This window comes from Citrobacter sp. S55_ASV_140 (genome assembly GCF_018919505.1).
GTDB lineage: Bacteria > Pseudomonadota > Gammaproteobacteria > Enterobacterales > Enterobacteriaceae > Citrobacter > Citrobacter werkmanii.
Genome location: NZ_JAHLQZ010000156.1, coordinates 1 through 9722, shown reverse-complemented (window position 1 = coordinate 9722; position 9722 = coordinate 1). Strand labels below are relative to the sequence as shown.

General features: G+C 53.1%; 9 protein-coding genes. 5 read left to right on the top strand and 4 right to left on the bottom strand.

Going from position 1 to position 9722, the window contains the following annotated elements; translation table 11 throughout:
- The 4 genes from KQJ18_RS18245 to thpR all read right to left on the bottom strand — a co-directional run.
- Window positions 1-449: glutamate--tRNA ligase family protein (locus KQJ18_RS18245; protein ID WP_253297523.1), on the bottom strand; the 449-nt coding region annotated here is incomplete at its 3' end.
- A gap of 70 nt (window positions 450-519) precedes the next feature.
- Complete coding sequence (gene dksA / locus KQJ18_RS18240; RefSeq protein WP_003018625.1) at window positions 520-975, bottom strand: RNA polymerase-binding protein DksA; 456 nt, start codon at window positions 973-975, stop codon at window positions 520-522.
- Between the two features lie 177 nt (window positions 976-1152).
- Window positions 1153-1857: a DNA/RNA nuclease SfsA gene (gene sfsA / locus KQJ18_RS18235; RefSeq protein WP_038637342.1), complete on the bottom strand. Its 705-nt coding sequence runs from the start codon at window positions 1855-1857 to the stop codon at window positions 1153-1155.
- 15 nt (window positions 1858-1872) lie between these two features.
- On the bottom strand, window positions 1873-2403 hold the full coding sequence (gene thpR, locus KQJ18_RS18230) for an RNA 2',3'-cyclic phosphodiesterase (RefSeq protein ID WP_038637344.1): 531 nt from the start codon (window positions 2401-2403) through the stop codon (window positions 1873-1875).
- Between the two features lie 73 nt (window positions 2404-2476).
- Between thpR and hrpB the strand changes: the two genes are divergently transcribed.
- From hrpB to KQJ18_RS18205, 5 genes are all read left to right on the top strand, one after another.
- A complete protein-coding gene (gene hrpB, locus KQJ18_RS18225) occupies window positions 2477-4906 on the top strand; it encodes an ATP-dependent helicase HrpB (protein WP_216422448.1) in 2430 nt (809 codons plus the stop codon).
- A 135-nt stretch (window positions 4907-5041) separates the two neighbouring features.
- Window positions 5042-7579, top strand: coding sequence for a bifunctional glycosyl transferase/transpeptidase (gene mrcB / locus KQJ18_RS18220; RefSeq protein ID WP_121528596.1), 2538 nt, complete (start codon window positions 5042-5044; stop codon window positions 7577-7579).
- Between the two features lie 365 nt (window positions 7580-7944).
- Window positions 7945-8487 (top strand): fimbrial protein, encoded by a 543-nt coding sequence (locus tag KQJ18_RS18215; RefSeq protein WP_085048286.1) that lies wholly within the window; start codon window positions 7945-7947, stop codon window positions 8485-8487.
- Window positions 8488-8530: 43 nt separating this feature from the next.
- On the top strand, window positions 8531-9244 hold the full coding sequence (locus tag KQJ18_RS18210; RefSeq protein WP_253297521.1) for a molecular chaperone: 714 nt from the start codon (window positions 8531-8533) through the stop codon (window positions 9242-9244).
- 143 nt (window positions 9245-9387) lie between these two features.
- On the top strand, window positions 9388-9722 hold a 335-nt coding region (locus tag KQJ18_RS18205; RefSeq protein WP_275945691.1), incomplete at its 3' end, for a FimD/PapC N-terminal domain-containing protein.

Below are 9722 nucleotides of genomic sequence, written 5' to 3'. Positions count from 1 at the left end.
ATTACACCGCGTAGCCGGTCAGTAAACTGCAGCACGGGGCGGCGTTGCTTGATGCGGACAGCCGCCTGCTCTGGCCCGAGGCGTAACTCACGGCAGTGGCCGTCGTAAATACCGCCGACGCTTTGAATACGCGCCCGTGTACAGGTGCAGTAATAGCTCAGATCCTGCTGATGCAGCCAGCTAAGCGCCTCTCGGTAGGCTTCATGACGCTGGGATTGCCATAAAATTTCGCCATCCCAGTGCAGGCCGTAATGTTCCAGCTGACGCAGAATCGTCTCTGCAGCACCGGGAACTTCACGAGGGGGGTCAATGTCTTCAATACGTACTCGCCAGATGCCGCGCCGGGCACGGGCCTGCAGGTAGCTCCCGAGGGCGGCAATGAGTGAACCGAAGTGCAGTTCGCCGGAAGGGGAGGGGGCGAAGCGGCCAATATAGTGTGAATCGCTCATTTTGCGGACTAACAAATAATAAGGCGGGAGAAACTCCCGCCTGTAGTAAACGTGGTAAAAATGACCGGAATTAACCTGCCATTTGTTTTTCGCGGATTTCTGCCAGCGTTTTGCAGTCGATACACAGATCGGCTGTCGGACGCGCTTCCAGACGGCGAATACCAATTTCTACGCCGCATGATTCGCAGTAGCCGAAATCTTCGTCTTCTACCTTCTTCAGCGTCTTCTCGATCTTTTTGATCAGTTTGCGCTCACGGTCACGGTTACGCAGCTCAAGGCTGAATTCTTCTTCCTGCGCGGCGCGGTCCACCGGATCAGGGAAGTTAGCCGCTTCGTCTTGCATATGAGATACGGTGCGATCGACTTCATCCCTAAGTTGATTACGCCATGCCTCAAGAATACGCCTGAAGTGCGACAGCTGGGCTTCGTTCATATACTCTTCGCCCGGTTTCTCCTGGTACGGCTCCACCCCAGCGATGGCGAGAATACTCAGGGACGATGTTTTACGGTTTTGCCCTTCTTGCATGTTGCTTCTCCTTAACACGCACTATCGATCCCCATGTTCGGGGGAAAAATCAGGTCGCTATAAATAGCAGATGCTTTTCCGGATAGCAATTATCTAAACGTAACACTTGACAACCCTGTGAGGAAAAGCGTATTTGCACACGCGCCCAGAATATTAATTAACCAGATGTTTACACCATTACAAGGTAATGGGCAACGGCTCTTTAAGAGTCATACCATGGGCAGAAAGTTCCGCTTTATAAACCAGAATTTCGACCCCCTTTTGCCGAGCTTCGACCAATAATTGCGCATATTTCGTATCAATATGGCGCGCGGGTGAAAACCGTGTAATGGCTGAATGTAGCACAGCGAAAAATATCACCGCCCGCTTACCTTCAGCCGCTACGCTCATCAATTCCCGAAGATGTTTCTGACCTCGTTCAGTGATGGCATCGGGAAAATAACCCTGATCTTTTTCCGCCAACGTGACTGATTTCACTTCAATATAGCAGTCAGGTCGGGAATCCGCCTGTAACAAAAAGTCTATACGACTCCCTTCGGCGCCGTATTTTACTTCACTTTTCAATATGCTATAGCCTGAAACTTCTGAAATTAGCGACTGCTGAATCGCCTCTTTCGCTAATCTGTTCGCCCACAGCGTGTTAACACAAATAAATGCCCCGGATTGCGTTTGCGTTAATTCCCAGGTATGCGGATATTTCCGTTTGGTATTTTCTGATGTTGAATACCAGACGGTATCACCTGGCGTTGCGCATCCGGTCATCGCGCCGGTATTTGGGCAGTGTAACGTTAACGTTGTGCCATCCGGTGTGATCACATCCGCTAAAAAACGCTTGTAGCGCTGGATGAGCGTAGCCGGTTGTAAAGGTGGAGAAAATTGCATGAACAGTCCCTTTGATTATTCAGTCAGCATCCAGCGTTGCAACTGCGTGTAACGCGTACGCCCCCGCGTGAATGTGGAGGAATAGAGCGCAAACCCGGTGACCGGGAACGACCAGCCAAAGCCGGGGGGCGGAATGGGAACCGCGTGTCCGGCATCGCGTAGCAGCGTGATATGCGGGTGAAACGGCTGCGGGCTTTGATAGCACCCGCTGCGTGAGGCCTGCGCCCGCAGCATATTCGCCAGTTGTAACAGTCCGCGCGGCGGCTGACGCATCCCCAGCCACACTACTCGCGAACGCAGCCATTGCCCGGCATCATCCAGTTTGAGCGTAAAACCGGGCTGGCGAATGCGTCCGGCTAGCTGCGACAACGCCTGTTGCTTCTCTGCGCTGACATCACCTAAAAAGGCCAACGTCAGATGCAGATTTTCGGCGGCGACGGGACGGCCTGCTTCAGGAGGGAACTGCGCGGCTCGCCAGTGGATTAACTGCTCCCGAACCTCGGCAGGCAATTCAATCGCAAAGAACAGCCTTTTTGGCTCAGACATGATGGATACTCGGTTATGAATTAACGCGATGCTACAATGCAGCGCGAAGAATGTTAACCCTCTGGAGCCATTTGTGACGTCGTTGCCCGTTGCCGCCGTAGTGCCTGAACTGCTTACCGCCCTTGATGCCTCGCCGCAGGTTCTGCTGACCGCGCCGACCGGTGCCGGGAAATCGACCTGGCTGCCGTTGCGACTGCTTGAGCATGGTGGCATCAAGGGGCGGATAATTTTGCTGGAGCCGCGCCGTCTGGCGGCACGCAATGTGGCGCAGCGGTTGGCGGAGTTGCTGAACGAAAAGCCCGGCGAGACCGTGGGGTATCGCATGCGCGCGCAAAGCTGCGTGGGGCCGCAGACCCGGCTGGAAGTGGTGACGGAAGGCGTCCTGACGCGCATGATCCAACGCGACCCCGAACTCACGGATGTCGGGTTAGTGATCCTCGATGAATTTCACGAACGGAGTCTGCAGGCCGACCTGGCGCTGGCGCTGCTGCTGGATGTACAGCAAGGTCTGCGTGACGATCTGAAACTGTTGATCATGTCCGCAACGCTCGATAACGGGCGCTTGCAGCAGTTATTGCCCGATGCGCCCATGATTATCTCTGAAGGCCGCACATTTCCGGTCGAGCGACGGTATCAACCGCTGGCGGCACATCTGCGTTTTGACGAAGCGGTGGCGATAGCCACGGCGGAGCTACTGCGCTATGAAAGCGGGTCGCTGCTGCTGTTTTTACCGGGCGTTGGGGAAATCCAGCGCGTGCAGGAGCAACTGGCAACGCGTGTGGGCAGCGATGTTGTGCTGTGCCCACTGTATGGCGCGCTGACGCTTGCCGAGCAGCGTCAGGCGATTTTGCCCGCGCCGCAAGGCCAGCGCAAAGTGGTGCTGGCCACCAACATTGCTGAAACCAGCTTAACGATTGAAGGTATTCGGCTGGTGGTAGACTGCGCTCAGGAGCGCGTGGCGCGCTATGACGCGCGCTCGGGACTGACGCGACTGATTACCCAGCGCATCAGTCAGGCCTCGATGACGCAGCGAGCGGGACGCGCAGGGCGTCTGGAACCCGGAATTTGTCTGCATCTGCTGGCCAAAGAGCAGGCGGAAAGAGCGGCTTCGCAAGGGGAGCCGGAGATATTACAGAGCGATCTGTCCGGGCTGCTAATGGAGTTGCTGCAATGGGGATGCACCGATCCCGCGCAACTAAACTGGCTGGATACGCCGCCCGCTATCAACCTGCAGGCGGCAAAACAACTGTTGCAGATGCTGGGTGCGCTTGCAGGTGACAGGCTCAGCGCTCGCGGGCAGAAAATGGCGATGTTGGGGAACGATCCTCGCCTGGCGGCGATGCTGGTCAGCGCCAGCAATGATACCGAAGCGGCAACGGCGGCAAAACTGGCAGCGATTCTGGAGGAGCCGCCGCGTGGTGGCTGTACCGATCTGGCTGTGGCGTTTTCACGCAATCACCCCGCCTGGCAGCAGCGCAGCCAGCAATTGCTGAAACGGCTCAATGTTCGCAGCGGACAGCCCGACAGTACGCTGCTTTCCCCGTTGCTGGCGCAGGCGTTTGCCGACCGGATCGCGCGTCGACGCGGGCAGGAAGGGCGTTATCAACTGGCTAATGGTATGGGCGCAATGTTGGATGCTGATGACGCTTCCGGACGCCATGAATGGCTGATAGCCCCCCTGTTGCTACAGGGCAGCGCTTCGCCGGATGCGCGTATTCTGCTGGCCCTGCCGCTGGAGATTGACGTGCTGATGCAGACGTGTCCTGAACTGCTCCAGCAGTCCGACACTATCGAGTGGGATGAAACCCAGGGCACATTAAAAGCCTTACGCCGCTCGCGCATTGGTCAGCTCACGGTAAAAGTCCAGCCGCTGGCTAAACCCTCGGAAGAGGAGTTGCACCAGGCGATGTTGAATGGCATTCGCGATAAAGGGCTAAGTATGCTCAACTGGACGCCGGAGGCCGAGCAGTTTCGGCTGCGTTTGCATTGTGCGGCGACCTGGTTGCCAGAATATGACTGGCCTGCGGTAGATGAAGATTCTCTGCTGGCGACGCTGGAGACCTGGCTGTTGCCGCACATGAGCGGTGTGCACTCTTTACGCGCGTTAAAAGCATTAAATGTGGGTCAGGCATTGCGCGGTTTGCTGGACTGGTCAATGCTGCAACGTCTGGATAGTGAACTGCCGGCGCATTACACTGTGCCGACGGGGAGTCGGATTGCCATTCGCTATCATGAAGATAATCCTCCTGCGCTGGCGGTGCGGATGCAGGAAATGTTTGGCGAAGCGAGGACTCCAACCATCGCTCAGGGCCGCGTTCCGCTGGTGTTGGAGCTGCTGTCTCCGGCCCAACGACCGCTACAGGTGACCAGCGATCTGAGCGCGTTCTGGCAGGGATCGTACCGCGAGGTGCAAAAAGAGATGAAAGGGCGTTATCCGAAACACGTCTGGCCGGACGATCCGGCGAATACCGCGCCAACGCGGCGCACCAAAAAGTATTCGTAATGTAACTGTAGGCCGGATAAGGCGTTATGCCGCATCCGGCGAAAGAGCGGCAATAATTGAGAGATTTCTTCTTCTGTCGCAGGACGGAAGAACAGAGAATCGGGCCCTTGCGCCTGAATGTTGCGGAGAAAAAGCATGGCGGGGAATGACCGCGAGCCAATTGGACGTAAAGGGAGACCATCGCGTCCGGTAAAACAAAAGGTGAGCCGTCGTCAACTCAGAGATGAAGAGTATGACGACGATTATGATGATGACTATGAGGATGAAGAACCGATGCCGCGTAAGGGTAAGGGCAAAGGGCGTAAGCCTCGTGGTAAGCGCGGCTGGTTCTGGCTGCTGGTAAAACTGTCGATTGTCTTTTTGGTGCTGATCGCCATTTACGGCGTGTATCTGGACCAAAAAATTCGTAGCCGTATTGATGGCAAAGTCTGGCAACTTCCGGCGGCGGTATATGGCCGCATGGTTAACCTTGAGCCAGAAATGCCCATCGGCAAGAACGAGATGGTGAAGCTGCTGGAGGCCACGCAGTATCGTCAGGTGACGAAGATGACGCGTCCGGGCGAATTCACCGTACAGGCGAAGAGCATTGAGATGATTCGTCGCCCGTTTGACTTCCCGGACAGCAAAGAAGGGCAGGTGCGCGCGCGTCTGACCTTTGACGGCGATCATCTGGACACCATCGAGAATATGGATAACAACCGCCAGTTCGGTTTCTTCCGTCTCGATCCGCGTCTGATCACCATGCTCTCTTCACCAAACGGCGAGCAGCGTCTGTTTGTCCCGCGTAGCGGCTTCCCGGATCTGCTGGTGGACACGCTATTGGCGACAGAAGACCGTCACTTCTATGAGCATGACGGGATCAGTCTCTATTCCATTGGTCGTGCAGTGCTGGCGAACCTGACGGCAGGTCGTACGGTACAGGGGGCCAGTACACTGACCCAGCAGTTGGTGAAGAACCTGTTCCTCTCCAGCGAGCGCTCCTACTGGCGTAAAGCCAACGAAGCCTATATGGCGCTGATCATGGATGCGCGTTACAGCAAAGACCGCATTCTTGAGCTGTACATGAACGAAGTCTATCTCGGCCAGAGCGGTGACAACGAGATCCGTGGCTTCCCGCTGGCGAGCTTGTATTACTTCGGACGTCCGGTGGAAGAGTTAAGCCTCGACCAACAAGCACTGCTGGTTGGGATGGTGAAAGGGGCGTCGATTTATAACCCGTGGCGTAACCCGAAGCTGGCGCTGGAGCGTCGTAACCTGGTGCTGCGTCTGCTGCAACAGCAGCAGATTATCGACCAGGATCTGTATGACATGCTGAGCGCGCGTCCGTTAGGCGTGCAACCGCGCGGCGGGGTGATCTCCCCGCAGCCAGCGTTTATGCAGATGGTGCGTCAGGAGCTACAGGCGAAGCTCGGCGATAAAGTTAAAGATCTCTCCGGCGTGAAAATTTTCACCACCTTTGATTCCGTGGCGCAGGACGCTGCAGAAAAAGCGGCGGTGGAAGGCATTCCGGTGCTGAAGAAACAACGTAAGCTGAGCGATCTGGAAACGGCGATTGTGGTGGTTGATCGCTTTAGCGGTGAAGTTCGCGCCATGGTTGGCGGGGCAGAGCCGCAGTTTGCGGGCTATAACCGTGCGATGCAGGCGCGTCGTTCAATTGGTTCTCTGGCGAAGCCGGCGACCTATCTGACGGCGCTCAGCCAGCCGAAGCTGTACCGCCTGAATACCTGGATTGCCGATGCGCCAATTGCGCTGCGTCAGCCGAACGGCCAGGTGTGGTCGCCGCAGAACGATGACCGTCGCTATAGCGAAAGCGGTAAAGTGATGCTGGTGGACGCGTTAACGCGCTCAATGAACGTACCCACGGTGAATCTGGGGATGGCGCTGGGCTTGCCTGCCGTGACCGATACCTGGCTGAAGCTGGGCGCGCCGAAAGATCAGCTTAACCCGGTTCCGGCTATGCTGCTGGGGGCGCTGAACCTGACGCCAATCGAAGTGGCGCAGGCGTTCCAGACTATTGCCAGCGGTGGGAACCGCGCGCCGCTGTCGGCGCTGCGTTCGGTGATTGCCGAAGATGGCACGGTGTTGTACCAGAGCTTCCCGCAGGCTGAGCGTGCCGTTCCGGCGCAGGCGGCGTATATGACGCTGTGGACCATGCAGCAGGTGGTTCAGCGTGGTACAGGCCGCCAGCTTGGCGCGAAGTATCCTGGGCTGCATCTGGCGGGTAAAACCGGGACCACCAACAACAACGTCGATACCTGGTTCGCCGGGATTGACGGCAGCCAGGTGACCATCACCTGGGTGGGCCGTGATAACAACCAGCCAACCAAGCTGTACGGTGCCAGCGGCGCGATGTCGATTTATCAGCGTTATCTGGCTAACCAGACTCCAACCCCGCTGGTGCTGACGCCACCGGAGGATGTGGTGGATATGGGCGTGGACTATGACGGCAACTTCGTGTGTAGTGGTGGGATGCGCACGCTGCCAGTATGGACCACCGATCCAGACTCACTGTGTCAGCAGGGGGAAATGCTGCAGCAGTCGGGTAATCCGTTCGATCAATCTTCTCAACAGCCGCAGCAACAGCAGCCTCAACAGCAGCAACCGGCGCAGCAAGAGAAGAAAGACAGCGACGGCGTAGCGGGTTGGATTAAGGATATGTTCGGCGGAAACTAATCAATGCGTCATCTGGTTCCCTTACTCAGTAGGGAGCCAGATTGGCGTTTACCCTCCTGTCTTTATTATTTATTTCAGCAATGTGTTGTTGGTAATTATATTTTTAATTTATTTTAGATTTCCTTAATTATTTGTTTATTATATTTCATAATTGATTATTTTCTTTAAAAACAATTGATTATGCATATCTCGGATATGAATTGTGTTCCTGATGATAATATTATGATATTAAATGTAATATAATATTTATGAATTAACGTTGTCCCTAAAAAATGTCTGCTTTTTGATTGTTGTTATTGTTGACATGGACATTGTCTTTTCTCTGTTAGTTATAAATAATATTTAGCATATGTAAGGAATACATTATGTATAAGAAGCATATTTCCACTTTGTTTGCAGGACTATTGCTTGCAACTGTGGCGACTCATGCCTTAGCGGTTGATACAGGAACTGTCACGTTTACAGGCAAAATTATTCCCGACACCTGCACCGTGGATGTCAATGGCGCAACTACCAGCGGTACGGTGACATTTAACCCTTTGAGCCAAACTGCGTTTGGCGCTGATAAGAAAGTGGGTGATTCTCAGAGTTTTGCGATTACAGTTGGTGCTTGTGATTCTGCAATTAGTAATCTGAATATTAAATTTAATGGCACACGTATTACGGGCTATGACGATGAAGTCCTGCAAGCGAGTGGTAGTGCGAAGAATCTCGGTGTTCGTTTATTACCGGAGAATAGCAGCAACTACATAAAATTTGATGGTTCAGATCCGGAATCGGCAACCAATAAATCTAACAGTGGCAGTATTGTCTTTAACTATACCGCAGAAGTCATTCAGGTGGGCTCAACATTACCAACTACCGGCGATTATAGCGCACAGGCAACATATACTCTGATGTATCGTTAATATTGATTGGCCTGAAAGGGCCAGTCTTTCAATGGAATGAAAAATGAAAAGACAGTTAGGTATCTTCTCTTTTTTATCGCTTTTTCTTATGAACATTGCACAGGCTGGTGTGGTCATTAGCGGCACACGTATTATTTATCCGGCCAGCCAGGCTGAAGTACAAGTTACATTAAAAAATAAAGATAATGATAAACGTTACCTGGTTCAAAGCTGGGTGAGTAACGTTGATGACAGTAAAGCACCATTTGTTATTACCCCACCGATTTACAAGCTGGAAGAAAATCGCCAGACGCTGCTGCATGTCGTGTATACCGGTGATAAAAGCGCCTTACCTCAGGATCGTGAATCCCTGTTTATGGCAAATGTGAAATCGGTATCTGCCATTCCGGAAGCGTTGAGAGATAACAACACCTTGCAGCTTGCGATTAAAACGAAAGTTAAATTATTTTATCGCCCAAAGGCTTTAAGCGATCACGCGGCTAAGAATGCCTGGCAGTCGCTACAGTTTAGTCATAATAACAATCAGCTTGTGATTAAAAACCCTACGCCATTTTATGTGACTTTTGGCCAGCTCACTGTTGGCGGGAAAGAAATTCAACTGGCCAAAAATCAGGTTGTACCTTCTGCATTAAGCATGATGATTGCACCTTTTGGCGAGCAGCGTTATCCCCTGCCTTCTGGTGCCAAAGGACAGGTTAGCTGGACCGCTATTAATGATTATGGCTCTGAGACTGAACAACGTAAGCAGTCACTGTAGAGCTCTGCCAATATAAACCCCGCTGCTCATAATATGATTATTACATCGTTAATTGAATACTGATGTCTTTAATAAATTAAAAGGTGAAGATCTTAAAGGATCCATGTCTTCGTAAAAAATAAACTAGCCATCGGATGGGCAATATGTTTTCAATTCGCGTCTTGCGCACATTTACTTTAAATTCGTTGACCTTGGCAATACTGGCAGCAAGTGCTCCAGGGTATGCCGACGATTATTTTAACCTTAGTGCACTCGAAACCGATACTCCATTAGAGAATACGGGCGCGCTGGCCGCTTATTTACATAACAGTGGCCTGTTACCTGGTAACTATCTCACTTCTGTGGTTTGGGATCAGGAATTTATTGATAAAAGAAATATCAATTTTCTCCTTTCGAAGGACGGCAAAAAGCTGGTGCCGCAGTTCACTAAAGCAGAATTGCGCGAGTTGGGCGTTAAAGTTGACACCGTTCCGGCACT

What these genes read in the sequence shown, in the direction of transcription:
- dksA (WP_003018625.1), bottom strand. Translation starts at nt 975, where the DNA reads ATGCAAGAAGGGCAAAACCGTAAAACATCGTCCCTGAGTATTCTCGCC.
- sfsA (WP_038637342.1), bottom strand. Translation starts at nt 1,857, where the DNA reads ATGCAATTTTCTCCACCTTTACAACCGGCTACGCTCATCCAGCGCTAC.
- thpR (WP_038637344.1), bottom strand. Translation starts at nt 2,403, where the DNA reads ATGTCTGAGCCAAAAAGGCTGTTCTTTGCGATTGAATTGCCTGCCGAG.
- mrcB (WP_121528596.1), top strand. Translation starts at nt 5,042, where the DNA reads ATGGCGGGGAATGACCGCGAGCCAATTGGACGTAAAGGGAGACCATCG.
- KQJ18_RS18215 (WP_085048286.1), top strand. Translation starts at nt 7,945, where the DNA reads ATGTATAAGAAGCATATTTCCACTTTGTTTGCAGGACTATTGCTTGCA.
- KQJ18_RS18210 (WP_253297521.1), top strand. Translation starts at nt 8,531, where the DNA reads ATGAAAAGACAGTTAGGTATCTTCTCTTTTTTATCGCTTTTTCTTATG.